The organism is Streptomyces chisholmiae, assembly GCF_031845445.1.
GTDB classification, from domain to species: domain Bacteria; phylum Actinomycetota; class Actinomycetes; order Streptomycetales; family Streptomycetaceae; genus Streptomyces; species Streptomyces chisholmiae.
This window is the reverse complement of sequence record NZ_JAVREO010000018.1, coordinates 93,263-119,888: the sequence shown is the minus strand read 5'-3', so window position 1 is coordinate 119,888 and position 26,626 is coordinate 93,263. Positions and strand designations below refer to the sequence as shown.

Here is a 26,626-nt window from a genome sequence, read left to right as displayed (position 1 = left end):
CGGCTCGACCGCTCGGTCACCGCCGCACGCCCCGTCCCGGGCCGGCGTTCCGGCCGCCCCCTGCCCCCCAACCCCGACTCGTCGGTGCGGCCCGCCGGTTCAGGCAGCCGTGTCGGCCGGGGTGATGGCCATCACCACGGCCTTCGGCTCGGTGAAGAACTCCCGGCTGAAGTTGCCGCCCTCGCGTCCCACGCCCGAGTCGCCGACGCCGCCGAACGGCGCGCGCAGGTCGCGGACGAAGAAGCAGTTGGCCCAGACCGTGCCCGCCTTGAGGGCCGCCGCGACCCGGTGTGCCCGGGAGAGGTTCTCGGTGAACACCATCGCGTTGAGCCCGTACGGGGTGCCGTTGGCGGCGGCGACGGCCTCCGCCTCGGTGTCGAAGGGGGTGATGACCACGACCGGCCCGAAGATCTCCTCCTGGCAGACCCGGGCGGTGGGTGGCGCGTCGGTGATCACGGTGGGGCGCACGGTCCAGCCGTCGCCCAGGCCGCCGGTGGCGATGGTGCCGCCGTCCGCCTGCACCCCCTCCAGGTAGGAGCGGACCTTGCGGTAGTGCTCCTCGGAGGCGAGCGGGCCGAGTTGGGTGGCGCGGTCCTTGGGGTCGCCGATGACCAGGGCCTCGGCGGCGGCGGTGAAGCGGGCCAGGAACTCGGCGTAGACCTCCCGCTGCACGTAGAGCCGGCTGCCCGCCAGGCAGACCTGGCCGGCGTTGCTGTAGATGGCCTTGATCGACCAGTCGACGGCCGAGGCCAGGTCGGCGTCGGCGAAGACCAGGTTGGCGCCCTTGCCGCCCAACTCCAGGCTGACCGGCGTGAGGTGGGCGGCGGCGGCGCGGGCGATGGTGCGGCCGGTGCCGGACTCGCCGGTGAAGGTGATGCGGTCCACCCGCGGGTCGGCCGTGAGGGCCGCGCCGGCCGAGTCGGGGCCGAAGCCGTTGACCACGTTGAGCACGCCGGGTGGCATGCCGGCGGCCAGCGCCAGCCGGGCGAGGATCGCGGCGGATGCCGGGGTGTCCTCCGCCGGCTTGAGCACCACGGTGTTCCCCCAGGCCAGGGCGGGGGCGATCTTCCAGGTCTCCAGCATCAGTGGGAAGTTCCAGGGCGCGATGGCGGCGACCACGCCGGCTGCCTCGAACCTGCTGTAGGCGTGGTGCCCGCTGTCCATCGGCAGCGCGTCGCCGGCGGAGAGCCGGGCGTGGTCGGCGAAGAAGCGGAAGTTCAGCGCCGAGCGGGGCACGTCCTTGGCGGTGCTGTCGGCGATCGGCTTGCCCATGTCGGTGGTGTCGGCGAGGGCCAGCTCGTCGCGGTGTTCGTCGATCAGGTCGGCGAGCCGGTGCAGGATCGCGCCGCGTTCGGCGAAGCCCATGCGGGGCCAGGGGCCCTCGTCGAAGGCGCGGCGGGCCGCGGTCACCGCCGCGTCGGCCTCCTCGGCCCCGCCGAGCGCGACCTCGGCCCAGGGCTCCCGGGTCCAGGGGTCGACGGTGGGGAAGCGGGCGGCGGAGCGTGACTCGGTCTCCCGGCCGTCAATGAGGTGTGGGATGAGATCCATGGTTCTTGTTTCTCTTTTCCTCGATGGTCACGTCTCCGGCGGCCCAGTGGGTGGCCGGCACTTCGCGGAGGATGACGCGGATGTTCTGCCGTGGCGCGTCGACGGCGTCCTCGACGGCGTCGGTGAGCCGGGTGATCAGGTCGCGTAGCTGCTCCGGGGGGCGGCCCTCAACGAGCGTCACTTCGACCAGTGGCATGGTGGACCGCCTCCTCCCGGTCGCCGGTCGGTGCGGTGCCGTCGGGCGGCGAGGCGCCGATGGAAGTGCCGCCGGTCGGTGCGGAGCCGTCAGGCGGCGAGGCGCCGTCGTCGGCGAGCCGGCGGGCCGCCTCGGCGGTGGGGACGACCTCGGCGAAGACGGTGCCCATCAGCCGCAGGCTGTGCTGGTGCAGGTCGGCGAAGTAGCCGGCCACGGCGTCCTCGGCCACCACCGCCCGCAGGTCGCGGAAGAAGGCGTCCCGGACGGTGGACTCGACGCAGAAGTCGGTCCTTACCCCGGCCAACACCAGAGTCGTCACGTCCAGTTCGGCGAGCAGCTGGTCCAGCGTGGTGTGGTGGAAGGCGCTGAACCTGGACTTGACCACGGTGTGGTCGGCCGGCGACACGTCCAGGCCGGCCACCAGCTCGGCGCCCCAGGTGCCGGCGCGCAGTCCGCGCTCGCGCAGGAAGGGGCTGCGTTCGGCGAGCAGGCCGACGGCGGTGTCGTCGGGCCACTCCATCCGCACCCAGATCACCGGTCGGTGCTGGGAACGGGCCGCCGCCGTCAGGGTGTTGACGCGGGCCACGAGGGTGGTCAGGTCGGTGAGCCGCAGGCCGGCGGTGGCGAAGACGCCGTCCGGGTGGCAGTAGTCGTTCTGGAGGTCGATCAGGAGCAGCGCGCTGTTCCGGTCCGGGTTGGTCGTCGGCTGTCGTGGCGTCATGTGGCCTCCCGGCGGGCGACGGTGAGTGCGGCGTGGGCGTTCTGGGCCGCCGTCAGGCGGGTGGCGTCGCCGGCCGCGATGGCTTCCACCAGTTCCCGGTGCACGGCGGGTCCCGCGGGGTTACCCCGGGCCGGCTCGTCGGCGGTGACCCCGCGCAGGCGGCTCTCCACGAACTCCAGCAGTGAGACATAGGTGTGCCGCAGGATCTGGTTGGGGGTGATCTCCGCGATCCGTCGGTGCAGGGCCCAGTTGGCGGTCAGGTAGTCGGCGGTGGTCAGCCCCTCGACGGCCATCGCGTCCGCCAGTCGGCGCAGGTCGGCCAGGTCGGCGTCGGTGCGGTGGCGCATCGCCTCCTGGGCGATCAGCGGCTCCAGGTTGTCGCGGACCACCAGGCAGTCGGAGACGGAGACGGAGTCGCCGCTGAGTTCGAGCATCTTGCGGCCCAGCCGCACCAGGGCGGGCGGGGAGGCGACGAAGAGGCCGCCCTTGACGCCGGGGCGTACCGAGATGATGCCGCGGGAGACCAGCAGCCGCACGGACTCGTTGAAGGTGGCGGCGGCCACGTCGAACTCGCGGCGCAGGTTCTCCTTGGTGCCCAGCCGGTGGCCGCTGGCCAGGGACTGCTCGGCGATGCGGGTCTCGATTCGCTTGGCCACCGCCTCCGCCCGGGAGGACCGGCGCAGCTCGTCCGTTGCTTCCTCGGTGCTCATGTGTGGCGTCCTTCGGCTGGAGGGGATGGGACGGCCGTGAGACTAGCGAGCGTCTGACGGTCCGGCACATCCGCGGCGGCCGGGGTGGGGGACAGGCCGAGGCCGGGCAGGAGTTCGGCGGCGTTGCCGCCCAGGATCGCCGTTTCCTCGGCGGCGGTCAGGCCGATCCGGCGCACGGTCTCCAGGGGGTGGTGGTCGACCAGGTCGAAGGGGGTGTCGGTGCCCAGCAGGACGTGACGGGCCGTCACGTCCTCGACCAGCCGGCCGAGGGTCTTGCTGTCGAACACGGCGGTGTCGTACAGCAGTCGGCGCAGGTAGTCGCTGGGTGCGCGGTCGACGACCCGGGCCACCGGCTTGCGGTGCCAGCCGAGGTCGAGGCGGGCGCCGACGGCCGGGGCGCAGCCGCCGCCGTGGGCCAGGCACAGGGTGAGGTCGTGCCGGTCCAGGACGCCGCCGAAGATCAGGCGGGAGGCGGCCAGCGCGGTCTCCACGGGGTAGCCGAGGAGTTGCACCAGGTGGTAGTCGGCCAGCCGGTCGCGGGCGGAGACCCGGCTGGGGTGGAGCAGGGTGAAGCAGCGGCGTTCGGCGAGGGCCGCCCAGAGGTCCTCGTTGACCGGGTGGTCCAGCTCGCGCCGGCCGCCGAAGGTGCCCATGGTGGCGCCGACCAGGCCGAGTTGGTCCAGGCAGCGGGCCAACTCGGCGGCGGCGCCCGGGAGGCCGACCGGCACGGTGGCGAGCCCGGTGAGTCGGCCGCCGGAGTCGGCGACGAACGCGGCCAGCGCGTCGTTGGAGCGTCGGGTGACGTCCAGCACCAGCCGTTCGTCGTCGGACTCGGAGGCGAACAGGAACGGGGGCGCGGCGACCACGTGGTGGTCCACGCCGGCGGTGTCCAGCTGCGCCAACCGCCGTTCCAGGTCGTACTGTTCGGGGGCCAGAGGGATGGGGGCGCCGCGCGGGAGGCCGCACAGGGCCGGGTCCAGGGTCAGCACGTTGGCCGCGATCCCGGACAGGTCGGCGAGCCCCTCCCGGGCCAGTTCACGCAGGAACGGCACGGGCATGGCGTGGGTGTGGATGTCGACGACCGGTGTGGGGCCGGGCGGCGCCGCACCCGCTGCGAGTTCACTCACCGCGCTCCGCCATGTACTTCTCGTACTCGTCGCCGAGGAGGGAGCGGATCAGGGCGGTGGCGGCCTCGGAGGTGCCGGCCTGCTCGCCGGTTCCGTGGATGAGCCGGGCGAGTTGGGAGAGCAGGTAGGGGTGGAGGCCCAGGGTGTAGAGCCGTTGGAAGTCGCGGTCGGCTATCGCGGTGCGTTCGTCGTCGGTGAGCGGGTACGCGGCCAGCACCTCCGCTTCTGAGGTCTCGAAGCGGGTGCGCAGCTCACGGTCCCACTTCAGCTCCTGGACGAGGTCGTTGGTCCGCAGGAGGGGGTTGAAATGGTCGAGCGCCATGGGTTCGTCCTTCCGGGTGGGAGCGTGCGCTAGGAGAGGTGCCACTGGACGGCGCCGACGCCGCAGCGCCACTGCTCGACGGCGACGTAGCCCAGGGAGGTGCAGGGGCGTGGGCCGATGGCGCCCATCACGACGATCCAGGAGAGGAGTTCGGCGGTGCCGCCGGAGCCGGCCTGTTCCATCCGGTCGAAGGTGGCCTCGGCGAGGACCCGGGGGTGGTCGTCGGCCTCCAGGAGGTCCAGCCACCAGCGGTCGAACTTCTCGTCGATCTCCAGGTAGCGGGGGCCGCCCGGTTCGTGGCTGAGGCCGCCGGAGCCGAGCAGGCCGACCCGCAGGCCGGCGGGCAGCCGGGTGCGGATGGCCTCGCCGAGGGCTTCGCCGAAGGAGTAGCAGGCCCGTTCGTCGGGGACCGGTGGCACGGTGCAGTTCTGGAGCACCGGGATGACGGCGACCCCGGTGGCGGTCAGGTCGGCCATCGCGGTGGGGACCGAGAGGTTGTCGTCGAACCGGAGGTTGCCGGTCTCGCCGCGAAGGTTGAGGGGGCTGTCGCCGAGCGCCTCGTAGAGGGTGCGGGCGGTCTCCGGGGCGCCGGGCAGGGTGTAGTCGTCGACGCGCAGCCAGGGCTTGAACCACTCGTCGGGTCCGCTGTGTTGGGGGGCGAGGCCGAAGGTGAAGTCCGCGTAGTCGCTGACCTTGGCGTTGGCCACGTGGTCGTTGCCGATGACCAGCAGCACGTCGGTGCGGGAGGCGACGACCGCCTCGTGGATGGCGTCGTAGGCCTTCCGGACGACGCGGCGTTCGGCCTCGGGGGCCTTGTCGAACCAGCCGGTGAGGCCGGGGGCGTGGCTCGCGGCAAGGGCCAGACTGATCTCTGCCATCTCTCCTCCGCTGTCCCTGAACTTAATCAGTGTAATGATTGTAATGGATTGGGTGGGTGGTGTGGCCGGGCGCCAGCGGCCCGTCAGCCGCGCGCGGCCAGCCGGGCCACGATGGCGTCGGCCGCCAACTCGGCGGTGGTCCGGTGGTGTCGCTCCCCCTCGGCGCGGCTGGCCGCGGCCGGGTCGCCGAAGTAGCCGAGCGGGGTGGTGGCGCGGGCGTCGTCGTACCCCCTGCGCCACACGGCCAGTTGCTCGGGACCGTGGCCGGTGGGGACCAGCCCGGGCCGGACGTCCTCGCGGACCAGCCCGGCGTGCGAGTGCATCATCATCGACGTCTCCCACCGCCCGGCGTGCACGTCGACCTCGCCCGGCGGGCTCGGCGCGGCGGCCGAGGCGTGGACGGTGAGGGCCGGGTCGTCCGGGTCGAGGCCCAGCCGCTCGACCAGTTCGGGCTCCAGCACGAAGCTGACGTCGGCCTCCGAGCGGGCCCGCCCGGCCCGCACCCCGGCGTGCACCGTCCGGTTGTGCAGCGCGTCGCCGTGCCCCGAGAAGCAGAAGACGTGCCGGAAGCCGTCCTTGGCCATCCCGGTCAGCAGGTCGGCCATCACCTGCTCCATCAGCTCGGGCCGCACGCCCCAGGAGGCGGGGAAGCTGCCCGAGACCACGTTGACCCCCCAGTAGTAGGCGGGCACGATCAGCGCCGGCACGCCCCGATCGGCCAGCAGCCCGCGCACGTCGCGCAGCCGCGCGCTGGGCAGGTAGACGTCGGTGCCGGTCGGCAGGTGCGGGCCGTGCTGCTCGATCACGCCGAACGCCCACAGCAGGACGGCGCCGTCCCGGGCCGCCCGCTCCACCTCGTACCAGGTCAACTCGGCCAGCGTGCCGGCGAAGACGTCCGGCACGGCCGGGTCCAGCGGGGCGGCACCGGATGCCGGGGCCGTCACGCGCCGGCCTTCGCGACGGACGCCTCGGCGTGGAACACCTTGGCGCGCTGCACCTGCCCGTAGACGTGGGCCCGCAGCTCGGCGAAGCGCGGCAGCGCCCGGGTCGCCAACTGCTCCCGGTCCGCCGGCAGGTCGACCGCGACGTCCTCCATGACCACCGTCGGCGAGGCGGACAGCACCAGCACGCGCTGCCCGAGGTAGACGGCCTCGTCGATGTCGTGGGTGACGAAGAGCACCGTCATGCCCAGCTCCCGCCACAACCGGCGGGTCAGGTCCTCCAGTTCGGCCCGGGTCTGGGCGTCCACCGCGGCGAACGGCTCGTCCATCAGCAGCACCGACGGCTCGTAGGCGATGGCCCGGGCGATGGCCACCCGCTGCTGCATCCCGCCGGACAGCTGCCAGGGGTAGGCGCCCGGCACGTCCGCCAGGCCGACCGACGCGAGGGCCCGCGTGACGAGTTCGGACCGCCGGCCGCGGGCGATCTTCTTCTGTTTCAGCGGCAGTTCGACGTTCTGCGCGACCGTCATCCAGGGGAAGAGGCTGCGCCCGTACTCCTGGAAGACCACCGCCATGTCCGCCGGCGGGCCCTGGACCGGCGTGCCGCCGAGCCGCACCTCGCCCGCGGTGGGCGCCAGCAGGCCAGCGACGCACTTCAGCAGCGTCGTCTTGCCGGCCCCCGAGGGGCCGACGATGCAGGCCAGGTCGCCGGTGCCGACGCGGAACGTCAGGTCACGCACCGCCTCGACGGTCCGGCCCGAACCCTGGTAGACCTTCCGCACCCCGCGGACGTCGAGCAGGCCGGGGTCGGCGGTCGCGGTGGCTGGGTTGCTGCTCATTACTCTCCTCGTTGGGATTGACGGAGGCCCCGGTACCAGCCCAGGACGCGGGACTCGAACAGGCCGAAGAGCAGGGACAGGCCGAAGCCCAGCAGGCCCAGCAGGAGGATGCCGCTCCACATCTCCGGGATGGCGAAGCTCCGTTGGAACTGGACGATGGCGAAGCCGAGCCCGCTGGAGCTGGCGAACATCTCGCCGATGACCATGAGGATGATCGAGATCGACAGGGCCTGCCGCATGCCCGCCACGATCTGCGGGCTGGCCGCCGGCAGCACCAGCCGCCGCAGCCGGGTCACCCCGGTGATCCGGTAGCAGCGCGCGGTGTCGGCCAGCACGGTGTCCACCGCGCGGACGCCCTCCACGGTGTTGAGCAGCACCGGCCAGACGGCGCCGGTGATGATCACCACGATCTTCATCGTGTCGCCGATGCCGCTGAACAGCATCAGCACCGGGATCAGCACCGGCGGCGGGATGGCCCGGAAGAACTCCAGCACCGGCTCCGCCAGGGCCCGCAGCCGGCGGCGGGAGCCCAGCAGCACCCCCAGCCCCACGCCCAGCAGCACCGCGCCCAGGTAGCCGGCGGCCAGCCGCCCGAGGCTGGGCACCACGTCGTCCAGCAGCCGCTGGGAGAACCAGGTCTCGCCGAACGCCGACAGGATGCGGTCCAGCGTCGGGTAGTAGAAGGTGTCGCTGCGGGCGGCGAGCACCCACCACAGGCCGATCAGCGCCGCCGGCAGCCCGAACAGGTAGAGCAGCGCCCTGGCACCGTCACGCAGGACCCTCATGTCACCGCCTCCGTCCGCACCGAGGTGTGCCAGGCCAGCGCGCGCCGCTCCAGGGCGCGCGCCGCCACGTTGACGCAGACCCCGAGCGCGCCCGTGACCAGGACCAGGGCGTACATCTTGGCGACCGCGTTGCTGGACTGGGCGCGGGCGATCTCGCTGCCCAACCCCGGGCTGCCGATGATCAGTTCGGAGCTGACGGCGAGGATCAGCGCCACCGAGGCGGACAGCCGCAGGCCGGTCAGCAGGTAGGGCAGGGTGGTCGGCCACAGTACGTACCGCAGCCGGGCCCACGGCGTGAACCGGTAGCTGGCTGCGGTGTCCCGGGCCACCGGGTCCACGTCCCGCACCCCGGCCAGCACCTGGAGCAGCACCGGCCAGACGGCGGCGTAGACCACCAGCAGCAGCGTCGACTCCAGGCCGGTGCCGTAGACCAGCACGGCCAGCGGGATCAGCGCCACCGAGGGAATGGGCCGCAGGAACTCGATGGTGGAGGCGGTCGCCTTGCGCAGCACCTCGACGCTGCCGATCACCAGGCCCAGGGCCACCCCGAGGGTGACGGCGATGCCCAGCCCGTAGGCCCAGCCCTGGAGGGTGTCCAGCAGCGCGGTCCAGAAGGCGCTCTCGCCGGCCTGTTCGCCGAGCGCGCCGAGCATCTCGCTGAACGGCGGCAGGTAGTCGGCGGAGACCACGCCGAGCCGCGGCAGCAGCTCCAGGGTCGCGGCGAAGAGCAGGACGCCGAGCACGCCGAAGGCCGCGTCGGGCAGCGCGCTGGTCCAGGCCCGCGGGCCGGTGGGGCCCGCCGTCTCCGGTGCCGCGTCGGCCGTGGGCGGGTCGGGCGGCCGGGCCGTCGGGGGCGGCGGCACGGCCGGCCGCCCGGTGCCGCTGCGTTGTTGGATCTTCACATCATCTCCGGCGGATCGGGCTCGGGTCGGGCGCGTGGTCCGGGGTCAGCCGGCGTCGCGCGGGGCTGGCCGGTGCGGGTGCCGTGCCTGCGGGGCGGTGCGGGGCGGGTGCTGCTGGGCGGGGCTGACCTCAGTCGGTGAAGAGCGCGTCCAGCGGGGCCAGGTCGGCGATCAGACCGGCGTCGACGGAGAGCTGGGCGAGGTGTTCGATCTCCGCCCGGTCGGTGGTCGGGTCCCAGCCGGGCAGGGTGACGGCCTCGCTGATGCCGTCGGCCAGGTCCAGATAGCTGTTCAGGGTGGCGCGCGCCTCGTCCGGGTGTGCCTCCGCGTACCGCAGGGACTCCTCAAGGGCCGCCTGGAACCGCTCGACCACCTCGGGGTTCTGCGCGGCGTAGGGCTCCGCGGCGAACCAGCCGGCGAACGGCAGGTTGGCCCCCATCGCCGCGTAGCTGACCGGCAGCGCGTGCCCGCCCTGCTCCTCGGTGACGGTGATGAACGGCTCGCTCATCATCGCCGCGTCCACGTCGCCCGAGGCCAGCGCGGCCGGCATGTTGGGGATCGGCACCTCGACCAGCGTGACGTCGTCCCGGACCAGGCCGTGCTCCTCCAGGGTGGCGCGCACCGCCACCTCGTTGATGCCCAGCAGCGTGTTGACGGCGATGGTCGCGCCGCGGAGGTCCTCGACCTCGGTGAGGGCCGGGTCGACCGTCATCAGCTGGCCCGAGCCGTCGTCCAGCGGGTCGTCCGAGGCGCGGGCGCCGACCGAGATCAGTTCGACCGGCACGTCCTCGCCCTTGGCGATCAGCAGGCTGACCAGGTTGGAGTAGCCGAACTGGAAGTCGCCGCTGATCACGCCCGGCACGATCGCCGCGCCGCCCTGTGACTCCTGGAGGGTCAGCTCCAGGTCGTGGTCGGCGAAGATGCCCTGCTCGATGCCGAGTTTGACGGGGGCGATGTCGATGATCGGGATCACCCCGAGGGTGATCTCCGCCGGCCCGGAGCCGGCGTCGCCGCCGGCACCACCGCCGCCGCCGCCGTCGGAGCCGCAGGCGGTGAGTGTGGTGAGGGCGAGGGCGGCGGTGGCCGCCAGGGCGCTGAATCTGTGTGTGCGACAGGAAAACGGCATGCCAGACACTCCATGTTCCGGTGAGGAAGCTGCTGATGACCGCCCTGGGGCGACGGTGGGGTGCGGGGGTGGGGCCCGCGGCCGGGTGTGCGGGGACGTCCGGCGGCGGGGGCCTGGTCGCCGCGCCACGGCGCGGGCGGTGGGCCCGACGGCACCTGCGGCGCCGGGCACGGGCCGGTCCGGCGGCCCGGGAACGGGCGGCGCGAATACGGGAGTTGGCGAGAACGCGAAACGAGAACGAGAACGGGGACGGGGACGCGAAACGAGAACGGGGACGGGGACGGGGATCGGGAACGGGGCGGTGGCGGTGGCGGGAAGGGAGCGGAACGGAGGGCGGGCGCCGGCGGGGTGCGCTCAGCGTTCCCCGGTGAGGGCCAGCCGGCCCAGGGTGGTGAACTCGGCGGAGATCGTCCGGCCGGGTTCGACGAAGACGGCGTCGGTGAGCCCGCCGGTCAGCACGGTCCACCCCGCCTCGATGGCCAGCCCGCGCCGGGCCAGGTCGTTGGCGGCCAGCGCGAGCGCCTGGGCGGGGTGGCCCTGGACGGCCGCGCCGGTCGCGGTGTCCACCAACTCCCCGTCCACGGACAGCCGGCAGACCTCGCCGACCAGGTCCAGCTCGTCGGGGGCGAGGGCCAGGTCCGCGACGGTGAAGCGGCAGGACGAGGCGTTGTCCGCCACCACGTCCGGCAGGGCGAAGTTGAAGTCCCGGTAGCGGCTGTCGATGACCTCGAAGCCGGCGCGTACGGTGGCCACCGCGGCCAGCGCCCGCTCCGCCGTCACCCCGGGGCCGGCGAGCCGCTCGCCCATGGTGAAGACGATCTCCGGCTCCACCCGGGGGTGGATCAGCTGGCCCACCCGGACCGGCTCGCCCACCGGCAGCACCATCGCGTCGGTCAGCCAGCCGGTGAGCGGGGAGTCGATGCCCATCCGGCGCTGCTTGGCGGCGGAGGTCAGGCCGAGCTTGACGCCGACCAGCCGCTCGCCGGCCCGCTTCTTCCGCTCCAGCAGCGCGTCCTGGGCCCGGTAGGCCGTCTCCAGGTCGAGCCCCGGCCAGCGGTCGGTGATCCGGCCGCCGTCCCGCCGCTCCCGCTCACGGCGGAGCAGTTCGTCGACGGTGCTCTCGATGGTCCACTCACTCATGCGGGGATGTCCTTCCGGCTTGTTCCGTGCCTTCTGGCCGGGGATGCCGCGTCGGTTGTTGCAGTATGGGACAGGAAACCAATGCAATCAATACATTCATAGCGATGAGATTGGCCGGCTTTCCGGCGAACTCGCCACCAGGTCAAGGGCGATGTCGGCGATCATGTCCTCCTGGCCCCCGACCAGCCGCCGCCGGCCCACCTCGACCAGGATCGAGCGGGTGTCCAGGCCGTAGCGGACGGCGGCCGCCTCGGCGTGCCGCAGGAAGCTGGAGTAGACGCCCGCGTACCCCAGCGTCAGCGTCTCCCGGTCCACCCGCACCTCACGGTCCTGGAGCGGCCGGACCAGGTCGTCGGCCGCGTCCATCAGCTCGAAGAGCGCGCAGCCGTGGTCCCAGCCCAGCAGGTCGGCGGTGGCGACGAACGCCTCCAGCGGGCAGTTGCCGGCCCCGGCGCCCTGGCCGGCCAGCGAGGCGTCCACCCGGGTCACGCCGTTCTCCACCGCGACCACCGTGTTGGCCACGCCAAGCGCCAGGTTGTGGTGCGCGTGGATGCCCAACTCGGTCTCCGGGGCCAGGACGTCGCGGTAGGCGCGGAGCCGGTCGCGGACCCCGTCCATGGTCAACCGGCCCCCGGAGTCCGTGACATAGACGCAGGCCGCGCCGTAGGACTCCATCAGCCGGGCCTGACGGGCCAGTTCGGCCGGCTCGGCCAGGTGCGACATCATCAGGAAGCCGGCCACGTCCATGCCCAACTCGCGGGCGGCGGCGATGTGTTGGGCGGAGACGTCGGCCTCGGTGCAGTGCGTGGCCACCCGCACCGAGCGGATGCCGAGCGCGTGCGCCCGCCGGAGGTCGGCGACCGTGCCGATGCCGGGCAGCAACAGCGTGGTGGGCACGGCGCGTCGGGTGGCGCCGACGACCGCCTCGATCCACTCCCAGTCGGTGTGCGCGCCCACCCCGTAGGTGATGCTGGACCCCGACAGCCCGTCGCCGTGCGCGATCTCGATGGCCGCGACGCCGGCGTGGTCCAGGGCGGCGGCGATGGTCGCCGCCTGTTCCGTGGTGTACCGGTGCCGCAGCGCGTGCATCCCGTCCCGCAGGGTCACGTCCTGGACATAGAGCCGGGGCCGGGTCGCGCCGGCCTCCTCCGCACCGCTCATCGGGCGTCCACCTCACGGGAGTCGGCGTGCGCGGCCAGGCGCTCCCCGGTGCGCAGCGCGGCCGAGGTCATGATGTCGAGGTTGCCGGCGTAGGCCGGCAGGTAGTGGGCCGCGCCCGCGACCTCCAGGAAGACCGACACCCGGGTCGCCTCGCCGCCGGCGTCGGCCGGCAGCAGCCCGCGCAGCGGGTCGTCGGCCGGCACCGGCTCGAACTGCACGTCCTGCTTGAGCCGGTAGCCCGGCACATAGCCGCGGACCCGCTCCACCATGGCGTGGACCGAGGCGTCGATCGCCGCCCGGTCGCCGCCGGAGACCAGACAGTGCACGGTGTCCCGCATGATCAGCGGCGGCTCGGCCGGGTTGAGGACGATCACCGCCTTGCCGCGCGCCGCGCCGCCGACGCGTTCGATGGCGGTGGCGGTGGTCTCGGTGAACTCGTCGATGTTGGCGCGGGTGCCGGGCCCGGCCGAGCGGGAGGCGATGGAGGCCACGATCTCCGCGTAGTGCACCGGGGTGACGGCGGCGACGGCGGCCACCACCGGGATGGTGGCCTGCCCGCCGCAGGTGACCATGTTGACGTTGGGCGCGTCCAGATGGTCGTCCCCGTTGACCGGCGGTACCACGTAGGGGCCGAGGGCGGCCGGCGTCAGGTCCACCACGGTCCGGCCGTGGGCCCGCAGCACCTCGTCGTGCCGACGGTGCGCGCCGGCCGAGGTGGCGTCGAAGACCAGCCGCACGTCGGCGAACTCGTCCAGGGCCACCAGCCCGTCGACGCCGTGGTGGGTGGTGGCCACCTTCAGCCGCCGGGCGCGGGCCAGGCCGTCGGAGTCGGGGTCGATGCCGGCCAGCGCCGCGATCTCCAGCGTCTCGGAGAGCCGCAGGATCTTGATCATCAGATCGGTGCCGATGTTGCCGGACCCGATGATCGCGACCCGGGTGCGCGGGGCGGCGCTCGCGCCGCTCATCGCTCTCCTCCCGCGGGGCCCGAACCGCCGTCGGTGGCAGCCTCGTTGCTGGCCGGGGCGTCCGTGGCTGGGGCGTCGCCGGCGGGGGTGCCCGTGGCCGGGGCGTCGCCGGCGGGGGTGTCCGTGGCTGGGGTGGCGGCGAACGCGACCCGGACGGTGCCCAGCGAGGAGATCCGCGCCGTGAAGGAGTCGCCCGGCGCGGCGGCGACCATCGGGCCCAGGGCGCCGGTCAGCAGGATGTCGCCGGCCCGCAGGGCGTCGCCGGCCCGGGCCAGGGTGCCGGCCAGCCAGGCGGCGGCGTTGAGCGGGCCGCCCAGGCAGTCGGCGCCGGTCCCGGTGGAGACCTCCGAGGCGCCCCGGCTCATCGTCATCCGCACCGCGGCGAGGTCGAGGCCGGCCAGCGGCACCGGGGTGCCGCCCAGCACGAACAGGCCGCTGGAGGCGTTGTCCGCGACGGTGTCGACCAGCGTGATGTCCCAGCCGGCGATCCGGCTGTCCACGATCTCCAGCGCGGGCAGCGCGAAGTCGACCGCCCGCAGCACGTCGGCCACCGTGACCTCGGCGTGCGGCAGGTCCTGGCCGAGCACCAGCGCCACCTCGGCCTCCACCTTGGGCTGGAGCAGCCGGCCGGCCGCCACCAGGCCGCCGTCCGGCACCGCCATGTCGGCGAACAGTGCCCCGAAGTCCGGCTGATCGACGCCGAGTTGGGTCTGCACGGCCGGTGATGTCAGGCCGATCTTGCGGCCGACGAGCCGTCGTCCGGCGGCCAGGGCCCGGGCGGTGCCCAGACGCTGCACGGCATAGCCGGTCGCGGCGTCGGCGGCCGGGAGCAGTGTCCGCACCGGCGGGCACGGGACGCCCGTGCGGGCCGCCTCCGCGAGCAAATCGGCGGCGCGCGCGACGGCCGGGTCGGGGCCGGTGTCGACGGCGCGCCCGGCGGGCGGCGTCGGAGAGTGGGGCATGGGCGGAGGTCCTCCCGCTGGGACGGATGTCGCCCCCCGGTATAGACGGGTCGTCCCAGTTCCGACAAGCTTTGTTCCGTGACACGAGACGAAGCGCGCGGCAGCATGCTGGAGAAGGCGGCCTTTCTCTTGGAATGCTTCCTGCCCACCGGTGGCCCGTTCCGCCTGACGGAACTCGCGGCCCGTACCGGGCTGCCCAAGGCGACCGTCCACCGGCTGGCCGCCGAGCTGATGGCCCTCGGCTGGCTGGAACGGTCCGGGCCGCACTACCGACTCGGCGGCAAGCTCTTCGAGTTGGGCAGCCGGGTGCCGCGCCGTCGCGAACTGCGGGAGGCCGCGCTGCCGTTCCTCCAGGACCTGTTCGAGGCCACCCGGGAGACCGTCCACCTCGGGGTGCGGGAGGGCCATCAGGTGGTGTACGTGGAGCGCATCCACGGGCACGACGTGCTGCCGCTGCCCTCCCGGATCGGCGGCAGCCTCCCGCTGACCTGCACGGGTGTCGGGAAGGCGCTGCTGGCCTTCTCCGACGCGGAGTTGACGGACGAGGTGCTGGCCGGGCCGCTGCCCAGGCTGACGCCCCACTCGATCACCGATCCGGCCCGGCTGCGCACCGTGGTCGAGCAGGCCCAGGTGGCCGGGCTGGCCTACGAGGAGCAGGAGGCGGCGCTCGGGGTCAGCTGCATAGCCGCGCCCGTCTTCGGGCCCGGTGGCGGGGCCGTCGCCGCCCTGTCGGTCGCCGTTCCCCGGGCCAGCTTCCGCCCGGCCCAGCTCGCCCCGGCGGTGCGCACCGCCGCGCTCGGCCTGTCCCGGGTGCTGCGCGGCGGCTGACCGGACGGGCCGGCGCGGCGCGGGGGCGCGGGTGTACCGGGCGGCTGGCGGAGGAAGGCAGTTGCCGGACGTGCTCACCGACGGCCGGCCCGCCGCCCGCCGGATGGCGTCCAGCCACCGCTCCCGCCCGCAGAAAGGTCCTCGCCCATGAGCACCCAGCCCGCGCCGTCCACCGCGCCCACCCCGGCCCCCCGGGTCCTGATCGTCCGCAACCACGAGGCCAGCGGACCCGGGCGGCTGCCCGACTGGCTGACCGCTGAGGGGCTGGCGCCGGTCGAGCTGCCCGGCGCCGAGGTGCCCGGGACGCCGGCCGGCTACCAGGCGGTGGTGCTGCTCGGCGGCGGCTTCCTGCCCGACGACGACGCCCGGTACCCCTGGCTGGCGCGGGAACGGGAGTTGGCCCGGCAGGCGGTGGCCGGCGGTGTGCCGCTGCTCGGCATCTGCCTGGGCGCCCAGCTGCTGGCCGCCGCCCACGGCGGCACCGTGCTGGGCGACCACGGCACCCCGGAACGCGGCTCGCACCTGGTGACCCGGCGCCCCGGGGCCGCGGCGGACCGGTTGCTCGCCGCCCTGCCGGACACCTTCCCGGTGATCCAGAGCCACCGGGACCAGATCACCCAACTCCCGCCCGGGGCCGTCCACCTGGCGGAGAGCGCGCGCTGCCCGGTGCAGGCGTTCCGGCTGGGGGAGCGGGCCTGGGGGGTGCAGTTCCATCCGGAGGTGGGTGCCGAGCGCCTCGCCCACTGGGACCCGGCCGGGCTGGCCGCCGACGGGCTGGACCTGCCGGCCCTGCGGGCCGAGGCCGAGGCCCGGGAGCCGGCCGCGGCCAGCGCCGCGCGGCGGCTGGTGGCCGCGTTCGCGGCCGTGGTCCGCGAGCACGCCACCGCCGGTCGGCCGCCCGCCGACGGCTCCCGGTAGGCCGGACACCCTCCCACACCCCAGTAAGTTGAACGATTGTCCAAGTTGGACTAGCGTTCAACTATCTGGGGTGTCGATCGGCGAAGCCGGAACGAGGGGGCGAACAGTGGCACAGGTGGTGGCCGCGCGCGCGGGGGCGCGGGAGTGGGCCGGGCTCGGGCTGTTGGCGTTGCCGACACTGCTGCTCGGACTCGATGTGACGGTGCTCTACCTGGTGTTGCCGGCGATGGCGGCCGACCTGGCGCCCTCGGCGACCCAGTCGCTGTGGATCATGGACGCCTACGGCTTCCTGGTCGCCGGCTTCCTCATCACCATGGGGACGCTCGGCGACCGGATCGGTCGACGGCGGCTGCTGCAGGTCGGGATGGCGGCGTTCGCCGCCGTCTCGGTCCTCGCCGCCTTCGCGCCCACCGCCGAACTCCTGCTGCTGGCCCGGGCGTTGCTCGGCGTCGCGGGGGCGACGCTGATGCCGTCCACGCTCTCCCTGATCTCGAACATGTTCCGTGACGTGCGGCAGCGCGCGGTGGCGATCGGCGTCTGGGCCACGATGTTCGCGCTCGGCATGGCCGCCGGTCCGGTGGTCGGCGGACTGCTGGTCGGGCGGTTCTGGTGGGGGGCGGCCTTCCTGCTCGCGGTGCCGATCGCGGTGGCCGTGCTGGCCGGTGCCCGGAGCCTGCTCCCGGAGTACGCCGACCCCGCCGCGGGCCGGCTCGACCTGCCGAGCGTCGCCCTCTCGCTGGCCGCGATCCTGCCCGTGGTCTACGCGGTCAAGCAGGCCGCCAGCCACGGCCCGGACGCCCTGACGGCGGTCCCGCTGCTGGTCGGCCTGCTGGCCGGCGCGCACTTCGTGCGGCGCCAACGACGGCTGGCGACACCGCTGTTGGACGTCTCGCTGTTCGCCAACCGGGCGTTCGCCGTGGCCCTGGTGGTGCTGCTGGTCGGGCTGGTCGGCGTCGGCGGCGCGATGTACCTGGTGACCCAGTACCTGCAGCTGGTCCAGGGGCTCAGCCCGGCCACCGCCGGGCTGTGGATGGGGCCGCCGGCCCTGGCGATGTTCGCCGCCGCGATCGGCGCCCCGCTGCTGGCCGCGCGGGTGCGGCCGGGGCTGGTGATGGGCGGCACGCTGGGCCTGTCCGTGGTCGGCTACGCGCTGCTGGCCACCGCCGGCACCGACGACGTGCCGCGGGTCGTCGCCGGGTTCGCGCTCGGCTACCTCGGGCTGGGCGCCATCGCTGCGCTCGGCACGGACATGGTGGTCGGCGCGGCCCCGCCGACCAGGTCCGGCGCGGCGGCGGCGCTCTCCGAGACGGTCCAGGAGCTGGGCATCGCCGTCGGCGTCGCGCTGCTCGGCAGCCTGACCACCGCCGTCTACCGGGCCGAGGTCCGCGTCCCGGCGGACGCGCCGCCCGAGGTCGCCGGCCGGCTCACCGAAGGGCTCGGCGACGCCCTCGCGGTGCGGGACGAGGTGCCGGCCGGGACGGTGGACGCCGCCCGGGAGGCGTTCACCACCGGGGTCAACACGGCGTCGCTGGTGGCCGCGGTCGCCATCGCCGTGGCGACCTTCCTGTGCCTGGGCACCCTGCGGCACGTCCGGCCGCTCGGCGCCGAGCCGACCGCCGACGTGCGGGCCGGGGGCGGTGATCGCCTAACCTGAGGTCGGGAGGGTGCATGAGTGACCAGCCGGGTGCCACCGTCGACGGGCGCCGCGCCCGTGGCCAGAAGCGCCGCGCGGAGATCATCGAGGCGACCCTCGCGGTCGTGCGGCGTGATGGCGCCGCCGGCGTGACCCACCGCGCGGTCGCCAAACAGGCCGGCATCCCGGTCAGCCTGAGCACCTACTACTTCGCCACCCTGGACGAGCTGCTGGTCGCGGCGCTCTCCAGCGTCGCCGACGGCTACACCGCGCGCATCAGGGAGATCGTCGACCAGCACGAGGACAAGCTGGCCGGCCTGGCCGAGCTGATCGTGGAGTCCGCCGGCCCGGGCCGGGAACGAGCCCTGGCCGAGCGGGAGTTGTGCACGCTCGCGGCGCGCAGGCCGGCGCTGATGCCGGTCGCCAGGCGGTGGCGGGAGGGCGTCGCCGAGCTGGCCGCCACCCTCACCGACGACCCCGACGCGGTCGCCGCCGTGGTGGCCACCTCGGACGGGCTGTGCACCGCGCTGCTCATCGAGAACGCGCCGGCCGACGCCGAGCACGTGCGCGCCGTCCTCGGCCGGGCCGTCGGCGCCCCGCGGACGCGGCGGCCCGGCCGCTGACCGCCCGCCCGGCGGACGGTCAGCGGGGGCCACGCGCGGCGGACCGGTCAGAGCGGTCCGGTGGCGTGGTAGGCCCGGCAGATGTCGCCGTCCCAGTCGGTCGCGATCTGGAACAGCTCCCGCCCGTCGGCCGAAGGCAGCAGCGGGGAGCTGTAGTTGGGGCAGTAGTTCGGCTCGGCGGTCGGCACCTGGACCGGCGCCGGGGCGGCCCGCCAGGGGCCTTCGCCGCCCGCGTCGTTGACCAGCACGATGCGCCCGTTGTCCGGTGACGTGGATCCGTCCGCGTTCAGCGCCATCTGGCCGACGATCACCAGCCGGCCGTCCGGATCACCGTCCGGCGCGGGCGACCAGGCGACGGTGGGCGCCGCCCGCAGGTAGGTGCCGTCCGCCGTCTCCGGCCGGAACCCGAGGTGGGTGGCCGCGCCCCAGTCCCAGCCGTCCGGCGAGGTGCGGTAGTGCACCACGCACTGGTACTGGCCGCCCGGGTTGCAGATCTCGAAGATCATGAAGTAGCTGCCGTCGGGCAGTTTCCTGACCACCGGCATCCCGGGACGGTCCGGCTCCCAGGAGCTGGCCACGGTGTTCTGGTGGTCGCCCCAGGTGACGCCGTCGTAGGAGCGGGCGGCGACCAGCTTCTGGCTGTGCGCCGGATCGGTCTCGTCGGCGTAGTGGCAGACCAGTGCGCCGTCGGCGGCCACCGAGAACTCCGGCTCCCACAGGCCGCCGGTGTCGCCGGCCACCGCCACGTCGGAGAGGTGGCGCCAGGAGCGGCCCAGGTCGTCGCTGGCCCAGACCCGCAGGGCCATCCGCCGGTCGGCCTCGTCCTGCCCGGCCGAGGAGGCCCAGAGCAGGGTGCCGGCCGGCAACTCGCCTACCTGCTGGGGGAGTTCGTAGAGGGTGGCGCAGCACAGGCCCTGGCCGCCGGCCGAGTCGGGGTCGGCGACGGTGCCGACCTGCCGGAAGCTCCGGCCGTCGTCGATTGACTCGTGGATCGCGCCGAGGCCGGTGTTGCCGTCGAAGGTGACGGTACTGGCCAGGATGCGGCCGTTGGCCGCGCCGTTGTGCGCCAGCCGGATGGCGCGCGGGTAGAGGCCGGTGCCCTCGGCGATCGGGGTGCCGGTGGCGGCCGGGGCCGGCGTCGCGTCCCCGGGGCTCGGATCGGTCGAGGTGGGGGGCGAGGTCGAGGTGGGAGTGGCGGCGGCGGTCTGGGCCGTCGCCGCCGGTGGTGGCGCGGCCGGGCTGGGGCTGGCCGCCATCGTGCTCAGCAGCGCGGTCAGCAGCACGCCGACGCCCAGCAACGTGCGGGGTCTGGCCCTTCGGGTCACGGTTCGGGTCATGCGGGTGGTGTCCCTGTCTCGTGTCGGTGGGGGTCACGCCTCGCACCGGAACGGGGCCCGGCGGCGAGTCGAACGCCGTTCGGCAGGTCGAAGCAACGGCCCGCCGGGCCGCCGGCCGAGCGGCGTCATGTCCAGCACCCTGGCAGCGGGTTGGGCGGATCCACCAGACATCAGCAGGGTTGCCAAAGTTCCTTCCATCGATGTAAAAGCGGGCCGCGGAGGCTCCCGTTCGTTCCGTTCGCAGCCGGTCCCACGGCCCGGGACGGGCGACGGCCCGTGCCCCCGGGGTAGGGACACGGGCCGTGGGCCGCGCGGTGGCGGCGGGACCGGGGCCGCCGTCAGCGACGCTGCTCGGCGCGCGCCGCGTCCCGCTCCCTGATCCGCGCCGCTTCCTTCCGGACGTCGGCCTGGGTGGCGCGCTCCTGGCGCAGCCACTCGGGCTCCTCCTGCTTCAGCGCGTCGATCTGCTCCGTGGTCAGCGGCTCGGTGACCCCGCCACGCGCCAGGCCGGCGATGGAGACGCCCAGCTTGGCGGCGACCACCGGGCGCGGGTGCGGGCCGTCCCGGCGCAGCTCGCGCAGCCACTCGGGCGGGTCGGTCTGGAGCGACCGCAACTCCTCGCGCGAGACCACGCCCTCCTGGAACTCGGTGGGTGTGGCCTGGAGGTACACACCCAGCTTCTTCGCCGCGGTCGCGGGCTTCATGGTCTGGGTGGTCTGCTGCGACGTCATGCCGACCAGGGTAGCGAGCGCGGGCGGCGGCGCACGAACCCGACCGGATAGCCTGGCCCGGTGACAGGCTCCGACGTGCCCCCCTCCTTCCGGCTCGCCTATGTCCCGGGCGTGATCCCCGCCAAGTGGGTGCGGATCTGGCAGGAGCGGATGCCGGACGTGCCGCTGACCCTCTCGGGGGTGCCGGCGGCCGAGGCGGCCGCCGGGGTGCGGGAGGGCCGCGCCGACGCCGTGTTCGGGCGGCTGCCCCTGGACCGCGCCGAGCTGAGCGTGATCCCGCTCTATGTCGAGACGACGGTGGTCGTCGTCCCCAAGGACCACCTGGTGGCGGCCGTGGACGAGGTGGCGGTCGCCGACCTCGCCGACGAGCTGCTGCTGCACCCGCTGGACGACACCCTGCCCTGGGAGCGCCCGCCCGGCCGGCCGGCGGTCGAGCGGCCCGCCAGCACGGGGGACGCCGTCGAGCTGGTGGCGGCCGGCGTCGGCCTGCTCGTCGTCCCCCAGTCGCTGGCCCGGCTGCACCACCGCAAGGACCTCACCTACCGGCCGGTGACGGACGCCCCCACCTCCCAGGTCGGGCTCTGCTGGCGGGAGGACCGCACCACCGACCTGATGGAGACGTTCATCGGGATCGTCCGTGGCCGGACGGTCAACAGCTCCCGGGGCCGCCCGACCCCGCCGCGGGAGAAGGCGAAGGAGAAGCCGAAGGCCCGCCGGCCCGCCGCCGGCGACCCCCGCGGGGCCGGCTCGGCGGGCCGGTCCGGCGGGCGGTCGGGCGGTGGTTCGGGCGGTGCGGGTGGCAGGAACCCACGGCGGGGCGCCGGCGGGGCCAAGCCGGCCAAGCGCCGCAAGCCCCGCCGTTAGCCGGGGCCGCCGCCACCCGTCAGCCGGCCGTCAGCCGGCCGTCAGCCGGGGAAGCCCGGCAGCAGCGCGTTCCGCAGCGCGGCGCCCGGGTCCGGGTGCGGCGGCTGGCTCGGGGCCGGCGTGGGCACCGGGGCCGGGGCCGGGTCCAGCGGCACCGGGGTGTAGCTGATCGGGTCGTTGGGGCAGTCCGCCGCCAGCGTGGTCAACGCGGTCAGCTCCACCGGGTCGACCGACAGCCCCCAGGCGAGCTTGACCGGCACCCAGTAGGTCAGGTACCTGCACTGGGCGGACTCGATCGGCAGCCACTCGGCGACGTCCTTGTCACCCTTCTGCCGGTTGGAACGCTGGCTGACCGCCTCCAGGTGGCGCGGGTCGTCGAGGTAGTTGGCGTAGGCGACGCGCTGTTCGCGGGTCCAGTCGCGGGCGCCGCTGTCCCAGGCCTCGGCCAGCGGCACGAGGTGGTCGATGTCGGTCGCGGTGACCGTCTGGTCGTCGTACCAGCTGTACCAGGTGCCGCCGCTCAGGGTGCAGCGTCCGGTGACGGTGGGCGGGGTGACGGCCTCTTCCAGCAGCACCTCCGCGCGGGTGTGGCAGCCGTCGCGGTCGGCGTCGGTCCAGCCGGAGCCGAACTCCCGGTCCCGGTCGTAGCCGGTCCGGTCCTCCTCGGCGACCTCGAGCCGATCGATCGCCTCGCGCAGCGGCAGCGTGACCGGGTCGGCCGTGGGGACGGGGCCGGGGTCCGTGGCGGGGCCGGCGAAGGTGGTCTGGGTGGTGGTCTCCGGTGCGGTGGTCTCCGGTGCGGTGGGGGGTGGGATGGTGGCCCAGGCGGCCGGTGCCGCGAGGCCGAGGGTCAACGCCGCCGCCACGGCGGCGATCACGGTCCGGCGCGTTCCTTCGCCCACGTTCTGTCTCCCGTCGTCCGCGGGTGCTTCCCCCTCTCACCTGCCCGACGCCGCGCGGGCCGGCCGGCCCGCGGTAGGAAAACCCCACGAACGGGGGGACCGGGAGCGACGGGGAGTGAGCGCCCGGCCCGGCCCCGCGCCGGGGCACGCCGGCCGGCTGCCGGGCCGGGGGTCAGGGCGCCCCGACCGCGCCGTCCACGGCGAGCAACGCGCTGTCCACGGCGAGCAGTTCCAGCGCGGTCGGCAGCTCGGTGCGGCGCCGCACGCCGAGCTTCCGGTAGACCCGGGTCAGGTGCTGTTCCACGGTGCTCACCGTGATGGCCAACTCGCCGGCGATCCGCTGGTTGCTCGTGCCCCGGGCGGCCAGCGCCGCCACCCGCCGCTCGGCGTCGCTGAGCGCCGCGGCGGCCCGTGCGCCCCGGGCCGGGCCGGTCGCCGGCGGCCAGCCGGTGCCGTCCGGGTCCGTCTCACCCGCGTCGGCCAGCAGCCGGGCGCGGCGCACCGCCGCCCTGGCCCGTTCCAGCTCGCCCAACCGGTGCAGGGCGCGGCCCAGGTCGAGCAGCGCGCGGGCCTGGTCCAGCGGCGCCGGGCAGCGTCCCAACTCCTCGACGGCCGCCCGCAGCAGGCCCGTCCGGGCGGCCGGCTCGACGGTGCGGGCCAGCAGCCGCAGCGCCTGCCCGCGCACCCGCGGGGGGCCGGCGGCGGCATGGTCGAGCTGCTCCCGCAGCAGCGCCCCGGCCTGCTCGGGCTGGCCGGACCGCAGCAGCGCGTGGGCCAGCCCGGTGCGCCACGGCAGCAGCGCCGGCAGGTCCAGCCGCCAGGCCACGGCCTGTTCGCCGCAGGCCACGAAGGTGGTCGCCGCCGCCTCCGGGCGGCCGGTCGCCAACTGGTGCAGGCCCCTGGCGTAGGCGTACCGGAGCCCGGCCGTGGTCTGCTCGCCGGCCTCGGGAAGGGGTCGCGCGAGCAGCGCGGCCGCCTCGTCGTGCTGGCCCAGCGCGGTGTGCGTGAGGAGCAGCGTCGCCAGCGGCCCGGAGCGGAACGGTCCACCGTGCTCGACCGGGAGCACCGCCAGCGCGCGCCGCGCGTACCCGGCCGCACCCGGGAAGTCGGCCAGCCGCAGCGCGATCGCGGCCCTGAGGTCCAGCAACCGCCCACCCCAGGCCGTCGCCCCGAGCCGCTCCGCCTCGGCGAGCAGGGCCTCGCACCGGGGGAGCGCGGCCGCCGGGCGGTCGAGATCGACCAGCACCGCCAGCATGGTGAACAGCGGCTCGGCGGTGTCGTCGCCGAGTGGGCAGTCCCGCAGCACCCGCTCGGCGTGCTCGGCCGTCTCGTCCGGATCGCCGCCGGCCAGCAGCGACGCCAACGCGCGGCCGGCGATCACCTGCGGGGAGCGGCCGAGCGCCGGCTCGGACCCGTCGGCCGGGGTGTCGTCGAGCACGCCGGGGGACAGCCGGGCGAGCCACCCGGGGGCGCGGTAGCGCAGCCGCAGGCGCAGCAGCCGCGACTCCGCCCTGAGGTGCGACGCCACCGCGCCGTCCGGCGGCGCCAGCCGGCCGAGCAGCAGCTCGGCGTCGGCGAACCGTCCCCGCCACAGCAGGTAGTCGACGGCCGGCGTCACCGCGGCCACGGCCGGTGTCACCGCGCCCTCGCACCCGCCGTCGCGGGCGATGGTCAGGAGCCGGTCGACGTGCCGGGCGCAGCCGGCCGGGTCGGTCCGCCAACGCGCCGCGGTCAGCAGGGTGAGGGCGGCCACCCGGTCCGGTGGCCCGGTCGCGGCGCGGCAAGCCAGTTCGAGGTACCCGGCGCCCCGGTCGGACCGGCCCGCCGCCAACTCCCGGCGGCCCGCCTCGCGCAGCACCGCGCCGCTCCAGCCGGGGAGCTCCTCGCCGGCGGCGGACCGCAGCGCCTCGGCCACCGCGGTCGGCGGCGCGCCGGCGTGGTACAGCCGCTCCGCGGCGCGCCGGTGCAGGTCGGCCGACCGCTCGGGGGTGAGCGGTGCGAGCGCCGCCGCACGCCCGGCCGGCTGGGGGAACCGCCCGTCGGCCAGCACGCCCGCCGCTTCCAGCGCCCGCAGCCAGGGCCGGACGGTCTCCGTCGGCGTGCCCAGCAGGTCGGCGACCAGCGCGGCGCCGGCGTGCTCGCCGAGCGCGGCGCTGGCCTCCGCGACCCGGGCCGCCGCGGGGTCGCAGCGGTGCAGGCACGCCGCCACCGCCTCGGCGAACGCCGGCCCGGCGACGGGCGCGTCGGCGTGCTCCGGCCCGGTCACCTGGCTCGGCGGGCCGGGTGGTGCGGGGTGGTCGTCCAGGAGGGCTTGGAGCAGCAGGGGACTGCCGCCGCTGACGGCGTGCCAGGCCGGCGCGGCCTGGCCGTGGCCGAGCCGGCGGCTCAGCACCGCGGCCACCTCGGTCACGGACAGCGGCGCCAGCCGCAGCCGCTGCCAGCCCGGCTGTCCCAGCACCTCGGCGCGGAGGAAGTGCCCGGCCCGCCGGGTGTCGGTCTGCGCGGCCGCCACCAGCGCCACCCGGCCCGACCCGACCCGGCGGGCCAGGAACGACCAGGCGCGCAGGGACAGTTCGTCGGACCGGTCGATGTCGTCGATGACGAGGGCGACGGGGGCCTGGACGCCCAGCGCCCGCAGGGCCTGCCAGAGGCCGTGCACGACCGGCGGGTAGACCCGCTCCAGCCGCTCCGCCAGGCCGTCGGCCTGGTGGCCGAGGAAGCTCAGACAGTCCTCGTCCGGGGCGAGTTCCCGCAGCCCGGCCAGGTGCTCGGGCGGGATCGGGGCCTGCTGGAAGGCCTGCGCCAGGGCGCTGAACGGCATGCCGCGCTCGGCCTCGGCGCACGCCACCCGGAGGACCAGGGCACCACCGGCCGCGGCCCGTTCGGCGAACGCCTGGAGCAGCGCCGTCTTGCCGCAGCCCACCGGGCCGGTGAGGATCGCGGCCCCGCCCCGGCCGCGCGCCGCCCGGTCGAGCAGCGCGTCCAGCAGCGCGGACTCACGCTCGCGTCCGATCAGGTCCATCCGCCCCCCCCGCCCCGCCGGCGCCGCCGTGCGCGCCGTCCATGGTAGAGGGCTCCTGAGAGCGCGTCACCGGCGCGCGGTGACGGAAGGTGACACCCAACGGGACGTCCTCCGGTGTGTTCGGGGCTGGACGGAACGGCGGTCGGTAACGGCGGTCCCGAACGGCGGCGCGGAATGGTCGTGCGGAATCGCGGCGCGGAATCGCGTGCGGAAATGTGGTGCGGAATCGCGGCGCGGAATCGCGTGCGGAATCGCGTGCGGAAATGTGGTGCGGAATGGTGGTGCGGAAAGCGCGCAAGGGAAAGGGGTTTCGGCACGTGGGTGCCCTTCCGGCACCGTCGTTCGCCGCATTCACCGACGGGGGCCGGGAGACGGATTCCGGTCGGCGCCGGCGGCCCGTGCCGGCGAGAGGCCGGCCGCCCGTTCGCCGCTGAACCCCGTAACGGCCGGGCTCCCTAGGGGGCGGACCGGGCGTCGGTGGGCTCACCGTTCGTCGAGCAGTTCCTCGGTCAGCGCGGCCAGCCGGGCGGCGTTGGCCTTGTCGAACATCTTGCGGCCGAGGTCCACCGGCTTGCCCCGGTCGTCCACGGTCAGCCGCGCCTTCGGCGGGTTCTCGACCCACTCGATCATCGGGGCGGCCGAGTCGGCGACCGACCGGGCGCCGATCCTGGCGTACACCTTCACGATCGCCCGCAGCGGCTGGTTGAACTGGTTGATCGCCGCGGTCTGGGTGAAGCCCGGGTGGTAGAGCACGTACCTGGCCTTGCTCGTCGGCCGCTCGGCGAACTCCACCGCCAGCAGGTCGTTGGCCCGCCCGGCCTGGAGCTGGGCCCGCATGGTGCTGTACCGGCGGGTGAGGTGGGGGTCGTCCCAGTTGACCGAGCCCGCCGAGGTGCCGGGGCCGGCGACGTTGATGATCACCGGGTCCGGGGCCGCGTCGAACTGTCGGGCGAGGCCATGGCCGAGCAGGTAGCGGCTGACGTAGTAGAGGGCGAAGGTGGACTCCAGGCCCTCGGCGGACGTCTCCCGCCTGAGGTGCTGCCGGTTGGCCGTCAACACCAGGGCGTGCATGGCCGGATGGGCCTTCGCGACGTGGGCGATCACCTCGCGGACCGCCGCGATCGAGCTGAGGTCGGCCTGGTGGAAGTCCAGGCGCTCGGCGGCGCCGAGCCGTCGTGCCTCATCGGCGAGGTCGGCCGCCTTCGCGGCGCTGCGGCCCACGACCACGACCGTGTCGCCGCGTTCGAGTCGGGCCAGGGCGGTGGCCCGCCCCATTCCGTCCGTCCCACCGGCGACCACCACGGTGCGTGCGGAACTGTTCTTCGGCATCACTGAACTCCCAAAAGAAACCAGGAAGAGAAACAAAGTCCGTCGAAAAAACCCTAATGCGTGCCGGGAGTTCTCCGGCCGGCCGTCGGAAAAACCCCTTGGCTCACCCCGATGGC

General features: G+C 74.8%; 26 protein-coding genes. 5 read left to right on the top strand and 21 right to left on the bottom strand.

Features of this window, described 5'->3' with window-relative positions; translation table 11 throughout:
- Positions 1-99 precede the first annotated feature (99 nt).
- From RM844_RS25665 to RM844_RS25590, 16 genes are all read right to left on the bottom strand, one after another.
- The gene (locus RM844_RS25665) at positions 100-1,548 is read right to left on the bottom strand and encodes an aldehyde dehydrogenase (RefSeq protein ID WP_311669760.1); all 1,449 of its coding nucleotides are present in this window, start codon (positions 1,546-1,548) and stop codon (positions 100-102) included.
- Positions 1,523-1,744 carry a 2-hydroxymuconate tautomerase gene (locus tag RM844_RS25660; RefSeq protein ID WP_311669759.1) on the bottom strand — a complete coding sequence of 74 codons (222 nt, stop codon included), beginning with the start codon at positions 1,742-1,744 and terminating at the stop codon, positions 1,523-1,525. The genes RM844_RS25665 and RM844_RS25660 overlap by 26 nt, the downstream gene beginning before the upstream one ends.
- A complete protein-coding gene (locus tag RM844_RS25655) occupies positions 1,716-2,465 on the bottom strand; it encodes a cysteine hydrolase family protein (protein ID WP_311669758.1) in 750 nt (249 codons plus the stop codon). The genes RM844_RS25660 and RM844_RS25655 overlap by 29 nt, the downstream gene beginning before the upstream one ends.
- Positions 2,462-3,175 carry a FadR/GntR family transcriptional regulator gene (locus RM844_RS25650; protein WP_311669757.1) on the bottom strand — a complete coding sequence of 238 codons (714 nt, stop codon included), beginning with the start codon at positions 3,173-3,175 and terminating at the stop codon, positions 2,462-2,464. The genes RM844_RS25655 and RM844_RS25650 overlap by 4 nt, the downstream gene beginning before the upstream one ends.
- Positions 3,172-4,302, bottom strand: coding sequence for an amidohydrolase family protein (locus RM844_RS25645; RefSeq protein ID WP_311669756.1), 1,131 nt, complete (start codon positions 4,300-4,302; stop codon positions 3,172-3,174). The genes RM844_RS25650 and RM844_RS25645 overlap by 4 nt, the downstream gene beginning before the upstream one ends.
- Complete coding sequence (locus RM844_RS25640; RefSeq protein WP_311669755.1) at positions 4,295-4,624, bottom strand: extradiol ring-cleavage dioxygenase; 330 nt, start codon at positions 4,622-4,624, stop codon at positions 4,295-4,297. Before RM844_RS25640 ends, RM844_RS25645 begins: the two co-directional genes overlap by 8 nt.
- Positions 4,625-4,653: 29 nt before the next feature.
- Positions 4,654-5,502: a DODA-type extradiol aromatic ring-opening family dioxygenase gene (locus RM844_RS25635; protein ID WP_311669754.1), complete on the bottom strand. Its 849-nt coding sequence runs from the start codon at positions 5,500-5,502 to the stop codon at positions 4,654-4,656.
- Between the two features lie 83 nt (positions 5,503-5,585).
- Positions 5,586-6,446, bottom strand: a complete 861-nt coding sequence (locus tag RM844_RS25630; protein ID WP_311669753.1) for a creatininase family protein — start codon at positions 6,444-6,446, stop codon at positions 5,586-5,588.
- Positions 6,443-7,282: an ABC transporter ATP-binding protein gene (locus RM844_RS25625; RefSeq protein WP_311669752.1), complete on the bottom strand. Its 840-nt coding sequence runs from the start codon at positions 7,280-7,282 to the stop codon at positions 6,443-6,445. The genes RM844_RS25630 and RM844_RS25625 overlap by 4 nt, the downstream gene beginning before the upstream one ends.
- Complete coding sequence (locus tag RM844_RS25620; protein ID WP_311669751.1) at positions 7,282-8,067, bottom strand: ABC transporter permease; 786 nt, start codon at positions 8,065-8,067, stop codon at positions 7,282-7,284. Before RM844_RS25620 ends, RM844_RS25625 begins: the two co-directional genes overlap by 1 nt.
- Entirely contained in the window at positions 8,064-8,969 is a 906-nt protein-coding gene (locus RM844_RS25615) for an ABC transporter permease (protein ID WP_311669750.1), read from the bottom strand. The genes RM844_RS25620 and RM844_RS25615 overlap by 4 nt, the downstream gene beginning before the upstream one ends.
- Positions 8,970-9,099: 130 nt before the next feature.
- Positions 9,100-10,095: an ABC transporter substrate-binding protein gene (locus RM844_RS25610; RefSeq protein WP_311669749.1), complete on the bottom strand. Its 996-nt coding sequence runs from the start codon at positions 10,093-10,095 to the stop codon at positions 9,100-9,102.
- A 354-nt stretch (positions 10,096-10,449) separates the two neighbouring features.
- Positions 10,450-11,235, bottom strand: a complete 786-nt coding sequence (locus RM844_RS25605; protein WP_311669748.1) for a 2-keto-4-pentenoate hydratase — start codon at positions 11,233-11,235, stop codon at positions 10,450-10,452.
- Positions 11,236-11,331: 96 nt separating this feature from the next.
- The gene (gene dmpG / locus RM844_RS25600; protein ID WP_311669747.1) at positions 11,332-12,396 is read right to left on the bottom strand and encodes a 4-hydroxy-2-oxovalerate aldolase; all 1,065 of its coding nucleotides are present in this window, start codon (positions 12,394-12,396) and stop codon (positions 11,332-11,334) included.
- Positions 12,393-13,361 carry an acetaldehyde dehydrogenase (acetylating) gene (locus RM844_RS25595; RefSeq protein WP_311669746.1) on the bottom strand — a complete coding sequence of 323 codons (969 nt, stop codon included), beginning with the start codon at positions 13,359-13,361 and terminating at the stop codon, positions 12,393-12,395. Before RM844_RS25595 ends, dmpG begins: the two co-directional genes overlap by 4 nt.
- Complete coding sequence (locus RM844_RS25590; protein WP_311669745.1) at positions 13,358-14,323, bottom strand: 2-keto-4-pentenoate hydratase; 966 nt, start codon at positions 14,321-14,323, stop codon at positions 13,358-13,360. The genes RM844_RS25595 and RM844_RS25590 overlap by 4 nt, the downstream gene beginning before the upstream one ends.
- A gap of 105 nt (positions 14,324-14,428) precedes the next feature.
- Here RM844_RS25590 and RM844_RS25585 point away from each other — a divergent pair, with 105 nt between their 5' ends.
- The 4 genes from RM844_RS25585 to RM844_RS25570 all read left to right on the top strand — a co-directional run bounded on the left by RM844_RS25585 (position 14,429) and on the right by RM844_RS25570 (position 18,325).
- Entirely contained in the window at positions 14,429-15,151 is a 723-nt protein-coding gene (locus RM844_RS25585) for an IclR family transcriptional regulator (RefSeq protein ID WP_311669778.1), read from the top strand.
- Positions 15,152-15,298: 147 nt separating this feature from the next.
- Positions 15,299-16,069 (top strand): type 1 glutamine amidotransferase, encoded by a 771-nt coding sequence (locus tag RM844_RS25580; protein WP_311669744.1) that lies wholly within the window; start codon positions 15,299-15,301, stop codon positions 16,067-16,069.
- 106 nt (positions 16,070-16,175) lie between these two features.
- Positions 16,176-17,723 (top strand): MFS transporter, encoded by a 1,548-nt coding sequence (locus RM844_RS25575; protein WP_311669743.1) that lies wholly within the window; start codon positions 16,176-16,178, stop codon positions 17,721-17,723.
- Between the two features lie 14 nt (positions 17,724-17,737).
- Positions 17,738-18,325: a TetR/AcrR family transcriptional regulator gene (locus RM844_RS25570; RefSeq protein ID WP_311669742.1), complete on the top strand. Its 588-nt coding sequence runs from the start codon at positions 17,738-17,740 to the stop codon at positions 18,323-18,325.
- Positions 18,326-18,372: 47 nt separating this feature from the next.
- Here RM844_RS25570 and RM844_RS25565 read toward each other — a convergent pair whose 3' ends face one another.
- Both RM844_RS25565 and RM844_RS25560 read right to left on the bottom strand, forming a co-directional pair.
- Positions 18,373-19,662 carry an exo-alpha-sialidase gene (locus RM844_RS25565; RefSeq protein ID WP_311669741.1) on the bottom strand — a complete coding sequence of 430 codons (1,290 nt, stop codon included), beginning with the start codon at positions 19,660-19,662 and terminating at the stop codon, positions 18,373-18,375.
- Between the two features lie 338 nt (positions 19,663-20,000).
- Positions 20,001-20,393 (bottom strand): DUF5997 family protein, encoded by a 393-nt coding sequence (locus tag RM844_RS25560; protein WP_311669740.1) that lies wholly within the window; start codon positions 20,391-20,393, stop codon positions 20,001-20,003.
- Positions 20,394-20,453: 60 nt separating this feature from the next.
- Between RM844_RS25560 and RM844_RS25555 the strand changes: the two genes are divergently transcribed.
- Complete coding sequence (locus RM844_RS25555; protein ID WP_311669739.1) at positions 20,454-21,257, top strand: LysR family substrate-binding domain-containing protein; 804 nt, start codon at positions 20,454-20,456, stop codon at positions 21,255-21,257.
- Positions 21,258-21,298: 41 nt separating this feature from the next.
- Here RM844_RS25555 and RM844_RS25550 read toward each other — a convergent pair whose 3' ends face one another.
- From RM844_RS25550 to RM844_RS25540, 3 genes are all read right to left on the bottom strand, one after another.
- Positions 21,299-22,135 carry an HNH endonuclease family protein gene (locus tag RM844_RS25550; protein WP_311669738.1) on the bottom strand — a complete coding sequence of 279 codons (837 nt, stop codon included), beginning with the start codon at positions 22,133-22,135 and terminating at the stop codon, positions 21,299-21,301.
- 196 nt (positions 22,136-22,331) lie between these two features.
- On the bottom strand, positions 22,332-25,181 hold the full coding sequence (locus tag RM844_RS25545; RefSeq protein ID WP_311669737.1) for an ATP-binding protein: 2,850 nt from the start codon (positions 25,179-25,181) through the stop codon (positions 22,332-22,334).
- Between the two features lie 483 nt (positions 25,182-25,664).
- The gene (locus tag RM844_RS25540) at positions 25,665-26,510 is read right to left on the bottom strand and encodes an SDR family NAD(P)-dependent oxidoreductase (RefSeq protein WP_311669736.1); all 846 of its coding nucleotides are present in this window, start codon (positions 26,508-26,510) and stop codon (positions 25,665-25,667) included.
- Positions 26,511-26,626: the final 116 nt, after the last annotated feature.

What these genes read in the sequence shown, in the direction of transcription:
- RM844_RS25665 (WP_311669760.1), bottom strand. Translation starts at nt 1,548, where the DNA reads ATGGATCTCATCCCACACCTCATTGACGGCCGGGAGACCGAGTCACGC.
- RM844_RS25590 (WP_311669745.1), bottom strand. Translation starts at nt 14,323, where the DNA reads ATGCCCCACTCTCCGACGCCGCCCGCCGGGCGCGCCGTCGACACCGGC.
- RM844_RS25545 (WP_311669737.1), bottom strand. Translation starts at nt 25,181, where the DNA reads ATGGACCTGATCGGACGCGAGCGTGAGTCCGCGCTGCTGGACGCGCTG.
- RM844_RS25635 (WP_311669754.1), bottom strand. Translation starts at nt 5,502, where the DNA reads ATGGCAGAGATCAGTCTGGCCCTTGCCGCGAGCCACGCCCCCGGCCTC.
- RM844_RS25610 (WP_311669749.1), bottom strand. Translation starts at nt 10,095, where the DNA reads ATGCCGTTTTCCTGTCGCACACACAGATTCAGCGCCCTGGCGGCCACC.
- RM844_RS25565 (WP_311669741.1), bottom strand. Translation starts at nt 19,662, where the DNA reads ATGACCCGAACCGTGACCCGAAGGGCCAGACCCCGCACGTTGCTGGGC.
- RM844_RS25580 (WP_311669744.1), top strand. Translation starts at nt 15,299, where the DNA reads ATGAGCACCCAGCCCGCGCCGTCCACCGCGCCCACCCCGGCCCCCCGG.
- RM844_RS25540 (WP_311669736.1), bottom strand. Translation starts at nt 26,510, where the DNA reads ATGCCGAAGAACAGTTCCGCACGCACCGTGGTGGTCGCCGGTGGGACG.
- RM844_RS25595 (WP_311669746.1), bottom strand. Translation starts at nt 13,361, where the DNA reads ATGAGCGGCGCGAGCGCCGCCCCGCGCACCCGGGTCGCGATCATCGGG.
- RM844_RS25570 (WP_311669742.1), top strand. Translation starts at nt 17,738, where the DNA reads ATGAGTGACCAGCCGGGTGCCACCGTCGACGGGCGCCGCGCCCGTGGC.
- dmpG (WP_311669747.1), bottom strand. Translation starts at nt 12,396, where the DNA reads ATGAGCGGTGCGGAGGAGGCCGGCGCGACCCGGCCCCGGCTCTATGTC.
- RM844_RS25660 (WP_311669759.1), bottom strand. Translation starts at nt 1,744, where the DNA reads ATGCCACTGGTCGAAGTGACGCTCGTTGAGGGCCGCCCCCCGGAGCAG.
- RM844_RS25560 (WP_311669740.1), bottom strand. Translation starts at nt 20,393, where the DNA reads ATGACGTCGCAGCAGACCACCCAGACCATGAAGCCCGCGACCGCGGCG.
- RM844_RS25605 (WP_311669748.1), bottom strand. Translation starts at nt 11,235, where the DNA reads ATGAGTGAGTGGACCATCGAGAGCACCGTCGACGAACTGCTCCGCCGT.
- RM844_RS25650 (WP_311669757.1), bottom strand. Translation starts at nt 3,175, where the DNA reads ATGAGCACCGAGGAAGCAACGGACGAGCTGCGCCGGTCCTCCCGGGCG.
- RM844_RS25640 (WP_311669755.1), bottom strand. Translation starts at nt 4,624, where the DNA reads ATGGCGCTCGACCATTTCAACCCCCTCCTGCGGACCAACGACCTCGTC.
- RM844_RS25620 (WP_311669751.1), bottom strand. Translation starts at nt 8,067, where the DNA reads ATGAGGGTCCTGCGTGACGGTGCCAGGGCGCTGCTCTACCTGTTCGGG.
- RM844_RS25585 (WP_311669778.1), top strand. Translation starts at nt 14,429, where the DNA reads ATGCTGGAGAAGGCGGCCTTTCTCTTGGAATGCTTCCTGCCCACCGGT.
- RM844_RS25625 (WP_311669752.1), bottom strand. Translation starts at nt 7,282, where the DNA reads ATGAGCAGCAACCCAGCCACCGCGACCGCCGACCCCGGCCTGCTCGAC.
- RM844_RS25655 (WP_311669758.1), bottom strand. Translation starts at nt 2,465, where the DNA reads ATGACGCCACGACAGCCGACGACCAACCCGGACCGGAACAGCGCGCTG.